This is a genomic window from Lentzea sp. HUAS TT2 (genome assembly GCF_051853195.1).
In the GTDB taxonomy this organism is placed as follows: Bacteria; Actinomycetota; Actinomycetes; order Mycobacteriales; family Pseudonocardiaceae; genus Lentzea.
On the sequence record NZ_CP196667.1, the window covers coordinates 1,478,206 to 1,495,276 of the forward strand.

The 17,071-nt window shown below is 69.7% G+C and carries 17 protein-coding genes; 8 read left to right on the plus strand and 9 right to left on the minus strand.

Features of this window, described 5'->3' with window-relative positions:
• Positions 1–13: 13 nt before the first annotated feature.
• Positions 14–508: an NUDIX domain-containing protein gene (locus ACSHWB_RS07350; RefSeq protein WP_439661317.1), complete on the plus strand. Its 495-nt coding sequence runs from the start codon at positions 14–16 to the stop codon at positions 506–508.
• On the opposite strand, the gene ACSHWB_RS07355 is transcribed toward ACSHWB_RS07350, so the two are convergent.
• Positions 499–1,416 carry a GlxA family transcriptional regulator gene (locus ACSHWB_RS07355; protein ID WP_439661318.1) on the minus strand — a complete coding sequence of 306 codons (918 nt, stop codon included), beginning with the start codon at positions 1,414–1,416 and terminating at the stop codon, positions 499–501. The two genes, ACSHWB_RS07350 and ACSHWB_RS07355, sit on opposite strands and share 10 nt — an antisense overlap.
• 106 nt (positions 1,417–1,522) lie before the next feature.
• On the opposite strand from ACSHWB_RS07355, the gene ACSHWB_RS07360 reads away from it, so the two are divergent.
• Both ACSHWB_RS07360 and ACSHWB_RS07365 read left to right on the plus strand, forming a co-directional pair.
• Positions 1,523–2,101, plus strand: a complete 579-nt coding sequence (locus tag ACSHWB_RS07360; RefSeq protein WP_439661319.1) for a DJ-1/PfpI family protein — start codon at positions 1,523–1,525, stop codon at positions 2,099–2,101.
• Positions 2,098–2,505 (plus strand): hypothetical protein, encoded by a 408-nt coding sequence (locus ACSHWB_RS07365; RefSeq protein ID WP_439661320.1) that lies wholly within the window; start codon positions 2,098–2,100, stop codon positions 2,503–2,505. The genes ACSHWB_RS07360 and ACSHWB_RS07365 overlap by 4 nt, the downstream gene beginning before the upstream one ends.
• Here the strand turns inward: ACSHWB_RS07365 and ACSHWB_RS07370 are convergent.
• Positions 2,502–3,200 carry an SDR family oxidoreductase gene (locus tag ACSHWB_RS07370; RefSeq protein WP_439661321.1) on the minus strand — a complete coding sequence of 233 codons (699 nt, stop codon included), beginning with the start codon at positions 3,198–3,200 and terminating at the stop codon, positions 2,502–2,504. The two genes, ACSHWB_RS07365 and ACSHWB_RS07370, sit on opposite strands and share 4 nt — an antisense overlap.
• Before the next feature lie 102 nt (positions 3,201–3,302).
• On the opposite strand from ACSHWB_RS07370, the gene ACSHWB_RS07375 reads away from it, so the two are divergent.
• Positions 3,303–4,157 carry a helix-turn-helix transcriptional regulator gene (locus tag ACSHWB_RS07375; protein ID WP_439661322.1) on the plus strand — a complete coding sequence of 285 codons (855 nt, stop codon included), beginning with the start codon at positions 3,303–3,305 and terminating at the stop codon, positions 4,155–4,157.
• On the opposite strand, the gene ACSHWB_RS07380 is transcribed toward ACSHWB_RS07375, so the two are convergent.
• The 4 genes from ACSHWB_RS07380 to ACSHWB_RS07395 form a co-directional block, all read right to left on the minus strand.
• On the minus strand, positions 4,072–4,830 hold the full coding sequence (locus ACSHWB_RS07380; protein WP_439661323.1) for an enoyl-CoA hydratase-related protein: 759 nt from the start codon (positions 4,828–4,830) through the stop codon (positions 4,072–4,074). The two genes, ACSHWB_RS07375 and ACSHWB_RS07380, sit on opposite strands and share 86 nt — an antisense overlap.
• 9 nt (positions 4,831–4,839) lie before the next feature.
• Positions 4,840–9,729, minus strand: coding sequence for a trypsin-like peptidase domain-containing protein (locus tag ACSHWB_RS07385; protein ID WP_439661324.1), 4,890 nt, complete (start codon positions 9,727–9,729; stop codon positions 4,840–4,842).
• A complete protein-coding gene (locus ACSHWB_RS07390) occupies positions 9,726–10,022 on the minus strand; it encodes a trypco2 family protein (protein WP_439661325.1) in 297 nt (98 codons plus the stop codon). The genes ACSHWB_RS07385 and ACSHWB_RS07390 overlap by 4 nt, the downstream gene beginning before the upstream one ends.
• A 75-nt stretch (positions 10,023–10,097) precedes the next feature.
• Positions 10,098–12,092, minus strand: a complete 1,995-nt coding sequence (locus ACSHWB_RS07395) for a protein meaA (protein ID WP_439661326.1) — start codon at positions 12,090–12,092, stop codon at positions 10,098–10,100.
• 103 nt (positions 12,093–12,195) lie between these two features.
• Here ACSHWB_RS07395 and ACSHWB_RS07400 point away from each other — a divergent pair, with 103 nt between their 5' ends.
• Complete coding sequence (locus ACSHWB_RS07400) at positions 12,196–12,483, plus strand: hypothetical protein (protein WP_360047833.1); 288 nt, start codon at positions 12,196–12,198, stop codon at positions 12,481–12,483.
• On the opposite strand, the gene murA is transcribed toward ACSHWB_RS07400, so the two are convergent.
• Positions 12,473–13,741 carry a UDP-N-acetylglucosamine 1-carboxyvinyltransferase gene (gene murA / locus ACSHWB_RS07405; RefSeq protein ID WP_439661327.1) on the minus strand — a complete coding sequence of 423 codons (1,269 nt, stop codon included), beginning with the start codon at positions 13,739–13,741 and terminating at the stop codon, positions 12,473–12,475. The two genes, ACSHWB_RS07400 and murA, sit on opposite strands and share 11 nt — an antisense overlap.
• Before the next feature lie 35 nt (positions 13,742–13,776).
• On the opposite strand from murA, the gene ACSHWB_RS07410 reads away from it, so the two are divergent.
• A complete protein-coding gene (locus tag ACSHWB_RS07410; protein ID WP_439661328.1) occupies positions 13,777–14,349 on the plus strand; it encodes a cob(I)yrinic acid a,c-diamide adenosyltransferase in 573 nt (190 codons plus the stop codon).
• 58 nt (positions 14,350–14,407) lie between these two features.
• Here the strand turns inward: ACSHWB_RS07410 and ACSHWB_RS07415 are convergent, their stop codons facing one another.
• On the minus strand, positions 14,408–14,839 hold the full coding sequence (locus tag ACSHWB_RS07415; RefSeq protein ID WP_439661329.1) for a DUF2550 domain-containing protein: 432 nt from the start codon (positions 14,837–14,839) through the stop codon (positions 14,408–14,410).
• Positions 14,840–14,861: 22 nt separating this feature from the next.
• Positions 14,862–15,227: a F0F1 ATP synthase subunit epsilon gene (locus ACSHWB_RS07420; protein WP_285646505.1), complete on the minus strand. Its 366-nt coding sequence runs from the start codon at positions 15,225–15,227 to the stop codon at positions 14,862–14,864.
• Between the two features lie 106 nt (positions 15,228–15,333).
• Between ACSHWB_RS07420 and ACSHWB_RS07425 the strand changes: the two genes are divergently transcribed.
• A complete protein-coding gene (locus ACSHWB_RS07425; RefSeq protein WP_439661330.1) occupies positions 15,334–15,822 on the plus strand; it encodes a SigE family RNA polymerase sigma factor in 489 nt (162 codons plus the stop codon).
• A complete protein-coding gene (locus ACSHWB_RS07430) occupies positions 15,813–17,042 on the plus strand; it encodes a hypothetical protein (RefSeq protein ID WP_439661331.1) in 1,230 nt (409 codons plus the stop codon). Before ACSHWB_RS07425 ends, ACSHWB_RS07430 begins: the two co-directional genes overlap by 10 nt.
• The last annotated feature ends 29 nt before the right edge of the window (positions 17,043–17,071 follow it).

Sequence of the window (17,071 nt, forward strand, 5' to 3'; positions counted from 1 at the left end):
CGCAAATCCGTGGATGACCGTTCGCGAGGACGAGATCCAGCGCGCGGACGGTTCGAGCGGCATCTACGGCGTGGTCGACAAGCCTGACTTCGCGCTGATCATCCCTCTCGACGGCGAACGCGTGCGGCTCGTCGAGCAGTTCCGGTACCCGATCGGCCTGCGCCGCTGGGAGTTCCCGCAGGGCACGGCGCCCGACCGCGCCGACTCCAACCCGTTGCAGCTCGCCACTCGCGAGTTGCGCGAGGAGACGGGGTTGCGGGCAGGGAAGATGATCGAGCTGGGGTTGCTCGACGTCGCGCCCGGCATGTCGTCGCAGCGCGGGCGCGTGTTCCTCGCGACCCAGCTCACCGAGGGCTTCCACGAGCGGGAGCACGAGGAGCAGGACATGCGCTCGGCGTGGTTCCCGCGCGCCGACTTCGAGTCGATGATCGCGAAGGGCGAGATCACCGACGCCCAGTCGATCGCCGCGTACACGCTTCTCCTGCTGCACGAACACTCTCAGCCCTGAAAAGCCGCCCGGTAGCTCTGCGGTGAGGTGCCGGCGATCCGCTTGAACCTGTCGCGGAACGCCGTGGCCGAGCCGAACCCCACCATGCTCGCGATCAGCTCCACGGGCTGCTTCGTCGTCTCCAGCAGGTGCTGCGCGTGGCGGACCCGCGCGCGGTGCAGCCACTGCAACGGGGTCGTGCCGGTCTGTTCGCGGAAGCGCCGGTTCAACGTCCGTGTGCTCATGCCCGCCTGTTTCGCCAGGTCCTCCAGCGTCAGTTCGAGCGACGCGTTGGCCTCCATCCACCGCAGCACGGGTTCCAGCTCCGCGCCCTGAGGCGTCACGGGCGGTGTCACGATGAACTGCGCCTGCCCGCCTTCCCGTTCCAGCGGCATCACGGCGAACCGCGCCGCGTCGGCCGCCACCGCCGAGCCGTGGTCGCGGCGGATCATGTGCAGGCACAGGTCGAGTCCCGCCGCGGCACCCGCGGACGTGAGGAACTGCCCGTTGTCGACGTAGAGCACGTCCGGGTCGACCTCCAGCGCCGGGAACCGCTCCGCCAGGTCCTCGGCTCCAAGCCAGTGGGTGGTCACCCGCATCCCGTCGAGCAGGCCGGTCGCCGCGAAGACGAACGCCCCCGTGCAGATCGACGCGATCCGTGCGCCCCTCGCCGCCGCCTGCCGCAGCGCGTCGATCAACGGCTTCGGCACGACCATGGCAGGGTCGTGGCCCGGCAGGACGATGGTGTCCACTTCGGACAGCAACTCCAGGCCGTGCGGGACTTTGATCTCGAAACAGCCCGCGTCGACAGTCCTCTTCGGACCGCAGACCCGCACCCGGTACCGCCCGACCCAGTTGAACGCGTCGACCGGCGTCGCGAAGTCGAACGGGACGACGCTGTCCATCGCTACCACTGCCACCTCGTGCACGTCCACCACCGTAGCTGGCGAGAATCCGTTGGAACATGGCATTCCAGCCAGTTCTCGACGGGATCCGGCCCTCCTACCGTTTTGATCACCGAAACGAGGAGACGAAGTGAAAGCCCAAGTGGTGTTGTTCGACGGCTTCGACCCGATGGACGCGATCGGCCCGTACGAGACGCTGACCGCGGGCGGGGTCCGGACCGAGCTGGTGGCGGTGGAGGGACCGCGCGAAGTGCCCGGTGGCCTCAACCTGTTGTCGCTCAAGGCGACCGCCCAGCTCGACCCTGGTACCGACGTGATCATCGTCCCCGGCGCGGCGGCACTGCAGGAACAAGAGGTGTTCGCCCTGCTCAGCGCTGGCGCCGCCACGCTCGCACCCGCGCTCAAGGACACGACGGCGATCATCGCGACCGTGTGCGGAGGCTCGTTGCTGCTGGCCATCGGCGGCCTGATCAAGGGCCGCAACGCCACCACGAACCACCTCGGCCTGCACGCGCTGGAGTCCATGGGCGTGAACGCCGTCCGTGCGCGCATCGTCGACGACGGCGACCTGGTCACCGCCGCGGGCGTCAGCTCGGGCATCGACCTCGGCCTCCACCTGATCGAACGCGAGCTCGGCGCCCAGCAGGCCCTGGAGGTCGAGGAGCTGTTCTTCCACGAACGCCGCGGCACCGCGTGGAGGGCCGCGTGAGCAAGTTCTTCCTCTCGCTGCACGTCCTCGCGGCCATCGTCGCGATCGGCCCGGTCACGGTCGCCGCCAGCATGTTCCCGAAGGCGGTGACCACGGCCGGCAATCCCGAGCTGCTGCACCGGATCTGCCGCGTCTACGCCCTGATCGGCATCTCGGTGCCGGTCTTCGGGTTCGCGACGGCCGGCGTGATGGGCGTGACCGGCCACCCGTGGGTGATCATCTCGATCGCGCTCACCACCGCCGCCGCGTTCCTGCTGGCCCTCAAGATCCTTCCCGGCCAGGAGAAGGCGTTGAAGACCAACGACATCAAGCACCTCGCCCTGTACACAGGGATCTTCAACCTGCTGTGGGCGACCGTGACCGTGCTGATGATCCTCCGGCCGGGTTCGACGACCGGCGCCTAGCGCTGCGCCACCGGCCGCACGACGATCTCGTTCACGTCGACCTCGGCGGGCTGTGAGATCGCGTACGCGATGGCGTCACCGATGGCGGACGCCGGCAGCGCGAGCTTGCGGAAGTCCTCCATCAGCGACGCCGCGAAGTCCTCGGTGATGGTGTCCGCGAGCTCGGATTCGGTGACACCGGGCGAGATCACGGTGACGCGCAGGTCGTCCCGTTCCTGGCGCAGGCCCTCGGACAGGGCCCACACCGCGTACTTCGTCGCGCAGTACACGGCGGCGGTCGGCATGACCATGTGCGCGCCGACCGAGGCGACGTTCACGACGTGCCCACCACCCGTGAAACGCGGCAGCACAGCGGCGATGCCGTACAGCACGCCCTTGATGTTCACGTCCACCATGCGGTCCCACTCGTCGACCTTCAGCGAGTCCATGAGGGACAACGGCATCACGCCCGCGTTGTTCACCAGCACGTCGACCCGTCCGTACCGCTCCACCGCCGCGTCCACAAAGGACTGGAAGGACTCGCGGGAGGTCACGTCCAGCGGCGCGTACCCGGCCCCGATCTCGGAAGCCAGCGCCGCCAGCCGGTCCTCCCGCCGCGCCCCGAGGAACACCTGATGTCCTGCCGCCGCCAGCACTCGGGCCGTGGCCTCGCCGATGCCGCTGGAAGCTCCACTGATCAACACGACTTTGCTCATGGCCACAACACTCGCCGGGCGGAACGGTCTCAACCAGGACACCTTCTCCCTAGGAGTGCCACACCCAGGCAGACGAAGACCACTCGGAATATCCTCGGAACCATGCTCGGCGAGTTCCTCAAAGCCCACCGCGCCCGCGTCGACCCCCAGGACGCGGGCCTGCCGAGCCACACCCAGCGCAAGGTCAAGGGCCTGCGAAGGGAAGAGGTCGCGGTGCTCGCCGGAGTCAGCGCGGACTACTACGCCCGCCTCGAACAGGGCCGCGAGACCAACCCGTCGGCACAGGTCCTCGACGCCCTGAGCCGGGCGTTGCACCTCGACACGGACGCCCGCGCGCACCTGCACCGGCTGGCCGGGGTCGTCTCGGACGAGGGCCACACCAGCGACAAGGTCAGTCCCGAACTGCGACGGCTCATGAGCGGCATGCACGACATGCCGGCGTTCGTGATGAACGGGTTCCTGGACATGCTGGCCTCGAACGCGCTGGCCGACGCCCTCTACGAGCCTTTCACACCCGCCGACAACGCGGCCAGGATGACCTTCCTCGACCCGGTGGCCGCGAGCTTCTACCCGCGCTGGAACTGGGTCGCGCAGAGCACGGTCGCGCACCTGCGGCAGACCGCGGACCCGAAGTCCCCGCGCCTCAGGCAGATGGTCGCGGAACTGAACCAGAACCCGGTCTTCAAGGAGCTCTGGGAGCACCACGAGGTGCGCGGGAAGACCCAGGACGCCAAGGAGTTCGTGCACCCCGCGGTAGGCCCGCTCAAGCTGAGCTACCACTCGTTCGACGTCCGCGAGGCGCCCGGCCAGTTCCTGGTGGTCTACCAGGCGGAGCCGGGCCCGAACGCCGACGCGCTGAGGCTCCTCGCGACTAGTCGGGCCACACGGGCGGCCGCTTCTCCAGGAACGACGCCCGTCCCTCTTTGGCTGACGGGGACTGCGAGGTCTCGGCCATGACGGCCAGCGCGATCTCGTAACCGTCGATCTCCGGCCGGTCGAGTTGCGCGTAGACCGTCCGCTTGCCGATGGCCTTCGACGCACGACTCCCCCGCGTGGCCCGAGCCAGCAGATCGTCGACCGCAGCGTCCAACCGGTCCAAGGGCACGGCGCGGTTGATCAGCCCCCACTCCACCGCGGTCGGCGCGTCGATCACGTCCCCGGTGAGCACCAGCTCCATCAACCGCTTGCGCCCGATCGACCTCGCGACGGGCACCGCGGGCGTGTGGCAGAACCACCCGGCCTTGCCGCCGGGCAACGAGAACCCGGCCGTGTCCGCCGCCACCGCGAGATCGCACGACGCCACCAGCTGACACCCGGCGGCCGTCGCCAGCCCCTGCACGCGCGCGATCACCACCTGCGGCACGGACTGGATCGTCCTCATCAGCACGGTGCACAGCTCCAGCAGCAGCCGCACACCCTCCTCGTCACGGGCGTGCACGTCCGCGAAGTCGTGCCCCGCGGAGAACACCGGCCCCTGCGCCGCCAGCACGATCCCGGCCGCGTCCGACGCCCCCGCCTCGCGGAACGCCTCCAGCAACTCGGTCAGGTGCTCGGCGGACAACGCGTTCCGCTTCGCCGCACGGTCCATCGTGATCCGGACCACGGAACCCTCACGCGCAACGTCGACCATGCTCAGACGCTAACCCAAAACCTCGTCCGCGAACCGCTGGAGCACGGGCAGATCGACCTTGCCGAGGGCGGTCAGCGCGACCTGCCAGTCCTTCGTGGCCAGCACCTCCGCCACGAACTCACGCGCCCCTGTGGTCTCCCTGCCGTCCGCGATCGCCCGCAACCGGATGTCGCGGAGCGCCTCCTCGCGCAGGCCTGGATCGTCGATGAGCTGCGCGATCCGCAGGGCTTCCGCGTGCTCGCCGTCCTTGTCGCGCATGGCCGCGAAGTCGCCGTACACCTTGTCGCGGTAGTACGAGTTGTGGATGTCCCGGGCCGCGTTCAGGCATTTGACCGTCAAGTCCCGACGCTGCGCAGGGTCGCCAGGAGCGACGCCCGGCACGGCACGCAGTCCGAGCGCCTGCTGCATCGACTCACTGCTGGTGAGCACGATGTCCAGCGCGAGGTTGCTCTCGCCCGCTGACACCAGCGCTTTCACCAAGTCCTCCAGCCAAGGCATTTCTTCTGGGCTGACCATGAAACTGCGCGCCAACGTCGTCATGGAGCCCAGCGCGCTGTCGCGGATGGATCCCGCCGGTGCCGTCCGGGCGATAGCGGCCATCGCGTACAACCTGTCGCTGTCGAACCTGATCCCGTCCGTCAGCGCGTAGGCCTGCTCAGTACGACCGAGTGCGGCCAAGGCCTCCGCCAGCACGGCCTGGTAGCGCGGACGGTCGTACTCGTCTCCGCAGTCACGTACAAGTGCTTCCACCTCTACCGCGAACTGTCCGATAGCTTTCTTCGCCTTCGTGCGTTGCAGTCCCCCGAGCACCTGCCGCAGGTGCCACGGCTCGTCACCGTGATGAACATCGGCTGCTGCTGAGGCGAGCGTTCTGGCGCGTGCGTTGCGCTGGCGACCGAGCGCGGCAAGCGCCATGCCCGACAACGCCTCGAACCTGAGCTCGCCGTCCAACGGGATCGACGCGAGCTGGTCTGCCCGCTTCTCGTCTCCTGCGAACTCGAGGGCGAGCACCAGGTTCGTGTGCACGTGGTCCAGCGGGCCTGCACCGGCGCCACCGCGTACTACCTCCTCGGCCGCGAGACACAAAGTCGCAGCTCGTTCGAGGTCACCGGAGGCCGCGACTGCCTCGGCGAGCACTGCCAGGCCCTCCGCGCGCTTGGACGGCTCCGGCACCTCGTCCAAGAGCATCCGCGCGCCGTCGAGATCACCTCGCCGGAAAGCGGTGAGCGCGGCGCCCGACAGCAGTTCACCGAGGCCGAAGGGATCCCCGTAGGCGAGCGCGTAGCGGGCGGCCCGGTCGTACGACCCGTCGTCCGTCAGGGAGATGATGATCTCGTCGAGAGACTGCCTCCGGTGGAAGGACGTGCCGAAGGCGCCGACCAGCAGCAACGCGTGCTCATCCGCTCCCTGTGCCACGGCGGCCTTCACCGCCTGGGTGAGGGTCCTGCTCCGTTGCAGCGTGTCAGCGTCGCGGTTCACGACGTCCAGCGCCAGGTCGATCTCCTCCAGCTGTACGAACAGCTCGGCGAGCCAGGCCGTCGACCGGCGCACCGGGTTCGCGGCGACGGCACTCATGATCCGCTGGGCTCGTGCGCGGTCACCTGCGGCAATGGCCGTGTCCAGCAACCCGCGGACCTCCACGGCTCTCTTGTCGAACTCCAGCAGCTTCAGGGCGAGGTCCGCTGCTCCGATGCTCGCGGCGACGCGCATGACGTCGCCGGTCACGTGATACCCGCCGTACCAACCGGCCAGCACTGCTTCGAGGAGTCGCCTTGCCCGTGCGTGGTCCTCCGCGTCAGCGGCCACCTGGGCCGGTTCCAGCAGGATCTCCGCGTCACCGGTCTTGCGGACGATCGGCTGGGCGGCGGCTTCCGCCAGCTCCACCAGTTCGGTGTACCGGCTGGCAGAACCACACCGCGACGCCGCCTCCGCCATGACGCTGAGCACGTGGACGTGGACGTGCGGGTCCTCGATTCGCGCCGCCTGCTCCTCCGCCGCCGCGACCAGCCGCGTGAACCGGTCCCCGTCGCCGAGCACGAACGCGACCCTGCCCAGCGCGGTGAGCAGGAGTGCCCGCTCGTCCGCCTTCTCGACAGCGGGCAGCAGAGCTTCGGCGGACTCCATCAGCCTCGCCGCCCGCACCATCTCACCTGCTTCTCCCAGGGCAGCGGCCAGCGCGCACCACGCCGCCCCGCGCGGCGCCGATCCCGCGATGTCGTCCGCGAACCGGGAGGCACGCGTCAGTTCACCCGCGTCCACGGCTCGTTCGACCAAGTCCGTGAGCACACCATCAGGATCACTGCACGCCGAGGCGTACTGCAGAGTGCGGTCGTCGTCACCCGCCTCCATGGCCGCGTCGACGAGCACATGCAGGTAGTCGTCGTAGGGTCCTTCACCGGCCGCACGGAGGAACGCCAGTGCTCGCCGCGCATCGGTCCGCACCTCGTCCACGAGCACGTTGAGCAGTTGTGGACGGTGGTAGGAGGGTTCCAGGGCTACCAGGAACCGCGACGCCAGTGCGTCGTCCGACGCTCGCACCGCTCGCACCGCCCGCACCTCGCAGGTGCCGGCCTGCCGGTACTCAGAGCTGATCGCCGCGACGTGCGTCAAAGCCTGATCGTGGTCACCTCGTGCGCACGCGACGCCTGCGAGAAGACCCAGCAGCTCGTCGCGGAGGTAGACGTCGCGGAGCACGGGTGCGGCCGCCGCGGTCAGCTCCTCGATGAGCCGCCTCGATCGCTCGTCGTCCGCACCACCGGCGAAGGCCTCGGCCAGGATTCCCAGTGTCTGATAGAGCGTGAAGGGGTGGCCCGCGTGCCTGGCCAGCCGTTCCGCTTCATCGGCGAGGTGGCACGCCCGGTCGGGCTCACCTCTGGCGACAAGCGCCGACGCGATCCCCGCCAAGGCCTCCGCACGGGTCGTCTCCGCCGTGAGGCTGTTGGCCAGGGCGATCGCTCGGTCCACCTCGCCGATGCCGGCCCACACGCAGGGCAGCTCCGCGGGGATGTCCTCGTTACGGGCGCCCAGTTCCGCACGGGCCGCAGCCACGTGCAGCATGGTCAGCAGGTCGGGTTCGGGTGTGCGGGCGAGCAGGCCTGCCGCCGAGACGATCTCCGACAGCGCGAGCGAGTCCGCGCCGGTCAGGGTCAGCATGCGGTCGTGCCGGGCGCGGTCCAGCGCGAGCACCACCAACCGGCCGGTGTCGCCGAGCGCCGCGAGCAACCGGGGATAGCCGCGGAGGAGGTAGGCCGGGGTGTGCTCGGGCCAGCCCGCGGTCCGGTAGCGATCCGCCCACTCGTGCACCTGCTCGCGGTAGGCGGCCAGGCCGGTCCCGTACTTGTGCTCGGCCTGTTCGCGCAGGGTGTCGTGGGTGAAGAGGTAGACGCGTTCGTCCGAGTCCCTGCCTGCGCGGGCGCCGACGCTGCGGCCGAGCATGCCGCCGAAGAGCGCGTCCAGCTCGTAGCGCGGGCGTCCGGTGAGTTCTTCCAGGTCCGGCTGGGTGAGGCCACCGCCGGACGCGGTGATGAGGCCCAGCACGTCGCGTTGCAGGCCCGGTTTGGCCAGCAGGGTGGTGAGTTCGCGCTTCGCCTCGCCCTCCAGGTTCTTGGCGTAGGGCGAGACCTGGAGCGGGCGGGGCGCGACCGTCCTGAGTGGATGGTCGCCGCCGACGTCGTCGGGCAACTCGGGGTGCGGGCGGCTCGCCACCAGCACGCGGACCGATGCCGGCAGGCGGCGTGGGAGCAGGCTTGCGATGCTCGGTCGGTCGAGGCCCTCGGACCGGCTGGTGTCCTCGTCCAGGCCGTCCACGACCAGCAGCAGCGTGCGCCCCGCGGCGGCGCACGCGGCGGCTGCGGTGTTGAGCAGGCGCAGGGTGTGGCCGCGGCGGGCGCGGGCTTCGAGGGCCAGTTCCGGAGGTTCGCCGACCAGTGCGGCCAGCTGGTCGATCAGGGCTTCGGTGAAGGCATCGCTGTCGGACTGGCCCGCCCAGCGGCCGGTGATGAAGAACGACACCACGTCCACGCCGTCCGGCGGGTGCTGGGCGAACCACGCGAGCAGCGCGGACTTGCCGGCCCACGGGCCTGCCTGCCACCACGCGTACGGCTCGTCGCCCGCACAGAACCGGACCAGCTCGCCCAGTTCCCAGTTGCGGTCGTGCAGGTGCTGAGGCGCCGCCTCGGCGACCAGGGCCTGGTAGGCGTTGGTGATCAAAGCGGGGCGTGCGGGAGGCAGCACTCCCGGCAGCGGCGCAGGGACGCCCAGCACATCGCGCAACGGGGTGCCGTGCGCCGGATCGACCCGGTCCAGTGCCAGGTCGATGCGCGCGGCGGCGAGCCGGCCGAGTCCGTCACCGGGGTGGTGCTTCGCGATCACGCCGACGACGCGCCCGCCTGACCACAGCGCCGAACCCGACATCCCTTGCCACGGCGAGGAATCGGTGTCGGACGGGGTGGCCGGCTCGACCACGACCTCCAGCGTGCCCTCACGCCAGTTCGACAGCACGGCCACGGTTCCGGTGGCGTGACAGGAGTCGCGGTAGTTCAGACCGGCGGCGTCGGTGCGCATCTTCCACAGCGGGAACCCGACGGCCTCGACGGTGAGCACGGCGGCGCGGTTCTCGATGCGGCCGAAACTGACCGGGGGCACGGCATCGTCGGCCGCGATCGTCACGACCGCGATGTCGGACACCGGATCGGCCCACCACGAGACGGCGTCGACGATTCGCTCGCCGGGCAGGTCGGGCTCGAACCGGATGCGCACAGAGGACGCGCCGTCGACCACGTGCGCCGCGGTCAGCACGGCGTCGGTGCGCACGCGGTAGCCGGAGCCGCGCTGCCGTCCGCCGTCTCGGGCCACGATCAGCTCCGCGACCCGAGACCGGTCGAGCGGCGCGCCGGTCATTTCTCGTTCGCCACCTCACCGCCGGAGATCTCGACCTTTTGCCCCTTGCGGCGCGGGTCCAGCACGAGCTTGATCGTCTGCGTGGTGCTCGACCCCGCGGTGACGTCGGCGCCCAGTTCGACTACCCAGAACTTGACCTTCGCGCCCGGCTTGGCCTCCTTGGTGACCGCGACGGTCAGCTCCAGCTCGACCGGACCGATCTCGAAGCGCAGCTCCTCGTTCTCCCCGGCGCGCATCGCCTCGGTCAACTCGGCACGCAGCTGACTGATCAGCTCCGCGAGCTCCACGTTCATCGGACGTCCTCCCCGCATGCGAAAGATCTACGGGGACTTTCTACTCCGACCGGCCTCCCGTTACGCGCCGAATGATCAGCTCAGGCCGCGGACCTCGCGGATCACCGTGACGATCTCGTCCATGATCTGGGTCAGCTCGTAGTCCTTGGGCGTGAACACCCTGGCCACGCCGCGCTCGCGCAGCTTCTGGGCGTCGTCCGGCGGGATGATGCCGCCGACGATCACCGGGATGTCCCCGGCGCCGGCCGCGCGCAGGCCGTCGACCACGGCGGGCACGACCTCGAGGTGCGAGCCGGAGAGGATCGAGAGGCCCACGACGTGCACGTCCTCCTGCACGGCCGCGGCCACGATCTGCGACGGCGTGAGGCGGATGCCCTGGTAGACGACCTCGAAGCCGACGTCGCGGGCACGCACGGCGACCTGCTCGGCGCCGTTGGAGTGGCCGTCGAGGCCCGGCTTGCCGACGAGCATGCGCAGGCGCTCGCCCATCTCCTCGCCGGTGGCGCGCACGCGGTCGCGCACCCGTGCGATCTCCGAGCCGGCCTCGCCGGACGCCGACGCGCCGGAAACACCTGTGGGGGCCCGGTACTCACCGAAGGTCTCACGCAACGCCTGCGACCATTCGCCGGTCGTCACGCCAGCGCGGGCACATGCCAGCGTCACCTCCACCAGGTTCTGGTCCGTCTTCGCGGCCTCGCGCAGAGCGTCCAGAGATGCTTCCACAGCAGCGTTGTCGCGGGTGGCGCGCCACTGCTGGATGGCTTCGACGGCGTGCATCTCGACGATCGGGTCGATGGTCTCGATGGAGTTCGCGCCCTCGGCCTGCAGCGGTGACGGCTCGGTCGTGTCGAACTTGTTGACGCCGACCACGACGTCCTCGCCCGCCTCGACGCGGCGACGGCGATCCGCCAGTGAGGACACCAGGTTCGACTTCATGTAGCCGGACTCGACGGCCGCGACGGCACCGCCCATCGCCTGCACGCGGTCGATCTCCTCGCGGGCACCGGCGAGGATGTCGTTGACCTTCGCCTCGATGACCGGTGAGCCGTCGAAGATGTCGTCGTACTCCAGCAGATCCGTCTCGTAGGCGAGGACCTGCTGCATGCGCAACGCCCACTGCTGGTCCCACGGGCGCGGCAGGCCGAGGGCCTCGTTCCACGCCGGGAGCTGGATCGCGCGTGCACGGGCGTTGCGGGACAACGAGACCGCGAGCATCTCCAGCACGATGCGCTGGACGTTGTTCTCGGGCTGGGCTTCGGTCAGCCCCAGCGAGTTGACCTGCACGCCGTAGCGGAACCGGCGGTGCTTCGGGTTCTCGACGCCGTAACGCTCCAGCGTGATCTCGTCCCACAGCTGGGCGAACGCGCGCATCTTGCACATTTCCTCGATGAACCGCACACCGGCGTTCACGAAGAAGGAGATGCGGGCGACGACCTCACCGAACTTCTCCTGCGGCACCTGACCGGAGTCGCGCACGGAGTCCAGCACCGCGATCGCCGTGCACATCGCGTACGCGACCTCCTGCGCCGGCGTCGCGCCGACCTCCTGGAGGTGGTAGCTGCAGATGTTGATCGGGTTCCACTTCGGCACGTTCGACACGGTCCACGCGACCATGTCGGTGATCAGCCGCAGCGACGGTCCCGGCGGGAACACGTACGTGCCGCGGGACAAGTACTCCTTGATGATGTCGTTCTGCGTCGTGCCGGCGAGGGCCGACGGGTCCGCGCCCTGCTCCTCGGCCACGGTGACGTACATGGCGAGCAGCCACATGGCCGTCGCGTTGATCGTCATCGACGTGTTGGCGCCGGCGAGCGGGATCTGGTCGAAGAGCTGCCGCATGTCGCCGATGTGGCTGATGGGCACGCCGACCTTGCCGACCTCGCCCTTCGCGAGCTCGTCGTCGGGGTCGTAGCCGGTCTGCGTCGGCAGGTCGAACGCCACGGAGAGCCCGGTCTGCCCCTTGGACAGGTTCCGGCGGTAGAGCTCGTTGGAAGCAGTGGCCGAAGAGTGCCCCGCGTACGTGCGCATCACCCAGGGGCGATCGCGTTCGCGGTCAGCTGGGTACGGCACAGCAACCTCCCACATCGTCGTTCATCGGAGCGTACTGGCCGGTAACCACTGCCGCGCGTGCGATTGCTCACTGAATCGTGACCACTGGGAGCATGATGAAGAGGTGACGGGCTTCTACCAGACCGGGATCGTCTTCGGGGTTCTCGCCTTGCTGGCCTTGGTGCTGCGGTACTTCGCGGGCAACGACAAGCGGCCCGTGCCGGATCTGGACGGCACGGACTTCGGGTTGCTGAACGAGGTGGCGGTCGTGCCCACGGAAGAGGCCGCGATCGTCCTGGTGCAGAAGCTCAAGCGGAACGGGGTGCGTGCCACGCGTTCGCGAAACGCGCCCTACCGGGTGATGGTGTTCCCGGCGGACGTCGCGAACGCGCGGCTGGTGCTCAGGAGCTGACGCGCTCGACGTCGGCACCGAGCTTGCGGAGGTTTTCCACGAACCCAGGGTAACCACGCTCGATGTGGAAGATCTCGTAGACCTCGGTGGCCCCGTCCGCGCACAGACCGGCGAGCACGAGCCCCGCACCAGCGCGGATGTCCGACGCCCACACCGGGGCACTGGACAGCGTCTCGATGCCGCGGATCACGGCGTGGTGACCGTCCGTGCGCGCGTCGGCCCCGAGCCTGATCATCTCGTCGATGAACCGGAACCGGGACTCGAACAGGTTCTCGGTGATCATCGCGGTGCCCTCGGAGACCGTGGACAGCGCGATCGCGAACGGCTGGTTGTCCGTGGCGAAACCGGGGTACGGCAGCGTCACGAAGTCGACGGCCTTGGGCCTGCCCTCCATGACGACGCGGAAGCCCTCGTCGTCGCCGCCCTCGTAGACGGTGACCTCGGCACCCGCCATGCGGAGCTTCTCCAGCACCAGGTCGAGGTGGTGCGGGTTCACACCGCGCACCCGCACGTCGCCGCGCGTCATGACGGCGGCGAACCCCCACGTGGCGCCGACGATGCGGTCGCCGATGACGCGGTGCTCGGTGGGCTTGAGCTCGGTCACGCCGTGCACGGTCAGCGTCGACGTGCCGGCGCCCTCGACCTTCGCGCCCATCTGGTTGAGCATCAGGCAGAGGTCGATGATCTCCGGCTCGCGCGCGGCGTTGTCGATGACCGTCGTGCCGTTGGCCAGGACGGCCGCCATCAGGATGTTCTCGGTGGCGCCCATGCTGGGGAAGTCGAGCCAGATCTGCGTGCCGTGCAGCCCTTCGGCCTCGGCGACGATGCAGCCGTGCTCGATCCAGGTCCGCGCACCGAGCTTCTCGAGCCCGCTCTGGTGCATGTCCAGCGGCCGCGAGCCGATCGCGTCACCACCCGGCAACGCCACGACGGCCCGCTTGCACCGCCCGACCAGCGGCCCCAGCACGCAGATCGACGCCCGCAGCTTGCCCATCGCCTCGGAGTCCGCGCGGTGGCTCAGCTCCTGCGGCGTCGTGATCCTCGCCACGTCGCCTTCGAGCTCGACCTCGCACCCGAGACTGCGCAGCGCGTCCGCCATCAGCGGCACGTCGAGGATGTCCGGGCAGTTGGTGATGGTCGTCGTGCCCTCTGCCAACAGGGCGGCGGCCATCAGTTTGAGCACGCTGTTCTTGGCGCCGACGACATCAACTTCGCCGACCAGCCTTGCGCCACCATGTACCCGGAAATGCTCGCTCACGCGGCAATCCTACGGACGGCTCTAAAGTGCCAGCCATGGCGGTGCATCTCACGAAGATCTACACGCGGGTGGGCGACGACGGCACGACCGGCCTCGGCGACTTCTCCCGCGTCCCCAAGACCTCACCACGCATCGAGGCGTACGCGGACGTCGACGAGACGAACGCGTCCCTGGGCGTGGCCCTGGCCCTCGGCCAGCTGGCCCCCGACGTGTACGACGTCGTGCGCAAGGTGCAGAACGACCTGTTCGACGTCGGAGCAGACCTCTGCACACCGATCGTGCCGGACCCCGAGTACCCGCCGCTGCGCGTGACCCAGGCGTACGTGGACCGCCTGGAGGGCTACTGCGACACGTTCAACGAACGCCTGGGCAAGCTCGACTCGTTCATCCTGAACGGCGGCACCCCCGGCGCGGCGCTGCTGCACCAGGCGCGCACGATCGCCCGCCGCGCGGAACGGCGCGCGTGGTCGTTGATCGAGGACGACGCGGAGCGCACGAATGTGCTCACGGCCAAGTACCTGAACCGGCTTTCGGACCTGCTGTTCATCCTGGCCCGTGTGGCGAACCCGGACGGCGACGTGCTCTGGCAGCCGGGCGAGAACGCCTGACCTGCAGAAAAGCTGAAGGGGCGCGTTCCCAGGAGGAACGCGCCCCTTCATTTCATGCTCAGGAAGCCCAGGGAATGGCCCGCCCGGGGGGCGACGACTCCAACCAGGACAAGAACCCGGTGAGCGCGTCCGGCCCCATGGCGATCTCGACCTCACCCGAGGCGGACCGGCACCGCAGCACCGTGGCCCCCACGGGCATGGCGTAGGCCTCTGGCCCGGTCGGCTCCCGCCGCGCGTCGATCTCCAGCCCGTCCCGGGAGATCAGCTGGTTCGGCCCCGACCCGAGCGAGAGCACCCGGAACCAGGCGAACGAGTCGCCCCGGTAGTGCCCCACGCCCAGGTGCCAGCCACGCCCGCGATCATCGAACTGGCTGCGCAGGGCGACGTGCACGCCCCCTTCGCGCAGCAGCCGAATCCGGCGCCACGCGAAGTAGACGATGACGATGGCCGCCCCAAGAAGGATCAGGCCGGCAATCTCGGTGATCCCCACGGCTGCGGCCTCGTGCCCGGTCTCAGGCCGACTGTTCCACGGCCCGCACGCGCGCTGCCGCGCGTGCACGCTCTGCGTCGTCCGCGTCCTGCAGCGCCGTGCGCGCCGCGTCCACGTCGATCTCGCCCGCGAGCTCGGCGTCCTCGGCGAGAATCGAGACGCCGGAGCCGGTCACGGAGAGGAAGCCACCGTGCACGGCGGCGGTGACAAGGCCACCGTCGGTCGTGCGCACGCGCACCACGCCACCCTCGACCAACTGGCCGAGCACAGGCTCGTGACCGGGCAGGATGCCGATCTCGCCCTCGGTGGTCTGCGCCGAAACAGAGGTGGCCTTACCGGACCACAAACGGCGTTCAACGGCGACCAGTTCAACGGTCATCTCGGCCACGCGTATCTCCCTCGTCGTCTGGAGTCGAACTGAGTCTAAACGGTCGCCTGACAACCCTGCCGCCCCGCCCGGTGTCAGTACGTTCAACGACCGCCGGAGGGGGGACATGCAGGACTTCGAAGACTTCGTGGCGTTGCGCTCGCAGGCACTGTTGCGCACCGCCTACCTGCTGTGCGGCGGCGACAAAGGCGCCGCTGAGGACATTCTGCAGGACGTCCTCATGAGCATGTACGGCAAGTGGCGCCGGATCAGGACCTCCCCGGAGGCCTACGCACGCGCCGCGCTGGCCAACGCGGCCGCGAACCGCTGGCGACGGCGTTCGCGCAAGCCGGAGGCACCGCTGGAACTGGGGGCGGTACCTACGGCTCGCGGGCACGAGGAACAGGTCGTGGCCGCGGACAGCGTGGTGCGTGCGCTGGCCCAGCTGCCGAAGCAGATGCGGGCCGTCCTGGTGCTGAGGTTCTTCGACGACCTCGGCGAGGCCGAGACCGCCCGCGCGCTCGGTTGCGGCATCGGCACGGTCAAGAGCCAGACCTCGCGCGGCCTCGCCCGCATGCGGGAACTGATGGGTGAGCAGGTGCTGACGTGGAACTGAAGCAGGCAATGGAGGCCGCGACGGCAGAGCTGGACGTGCGGCCGGGATTCGTGGGGGACGTCATGGCCGGGGGACGACGCAGGCACACGCGCAGGCTGGTGACGGTGACCGCGGTGGTGGCGCTGCTCGCGGGCGTGACGACAGGAGTCGTGCTGACCCGCTCGACAGAACGGTCGGCGGACCCGCGGCTGACGGCGGCGACCACCGGACCGTTCGCCGGCGACACCGAGCTCATCGCGACCGCGTCGCACCTGTGGAGTGAGGCGCAGAAGGACGAGCCGTGGAAGCAGGACGAGCCCGTGACCGAGGTCTCGTCGGAACCGAACGTGTTCTGGACCGGGCAGACGCCGACCGGCCCCGCGGCCCTGGTCGCGCAGGAGGTGCGGGTGCGGACCTCCGAGCACCCCGCGACGCTCGTCGGCCTCGTGGCCGACGGCAAGGTGGTGGACCGCGAGGTCGTGCTCTCCGAAGCGAGGGACCGCGAGGCCGGGCTCTACCGCTTCGGCCCCGTCGGTGACCAGTACGTCGTGCTGACCCTCGGCAGGACGGTGTCGTGGTCGCAGAGCCCGAAGCGCGGCCCTGACAACCGGCTGACCCGCACCTGGGCCTCCGCACCGCACGACGAGGACGGCGTGGTCTTCACCGTCGCCCCGCCGGAGGAACGGCCCGTGTTCGTGCGCGGCGACTCCGTGCCCCGGTCCGACGACTTCACCCAGCCCGCGATCATCACCGGCGCCCTCCGGCCGGACCGCCGGTTCGTGCCCCATCCCGGCAACGGGTGGAGCGGGCAGTTCTGCGCCACGGACTTCCCGGAGCGGAAGACCTACTCGGGGCAGGGCCTGAAGCTGCAGGAGGTGCAGCACGAACTGCAGAAGCGCGCGCTGCTCGACTACATCGCCAGCTGGGAGGCGACCACCGACTGGAGCGTCTGCGCGTGGCTGCCCGACGGCCGCTACGCCCTGATGTTCGAGTCGCTGGGCGACCTGTACGGCGCGCTCTACCAGCCCGACGGCACGTTCAGCGCGGCCGTGGTCGGCGGCAAGGCGGTCAAGGGCGAGCCGGCGGTGCTGCCGTTGCCGGACGGCCAGGGCACGATCGTCGCCGACTTCAACGCCGTCGTCGGTCCTCAGGAACGCGACCACGCCTGGCTGGCGCCCAGCGGCACCAAGGAGGTCACCGTGCGCCAGAAGGGCGTTCCCAGGGTGATCCAGCTGCCTTAGCCGTGCTCGGGCATTGATGGCTGGCGTGT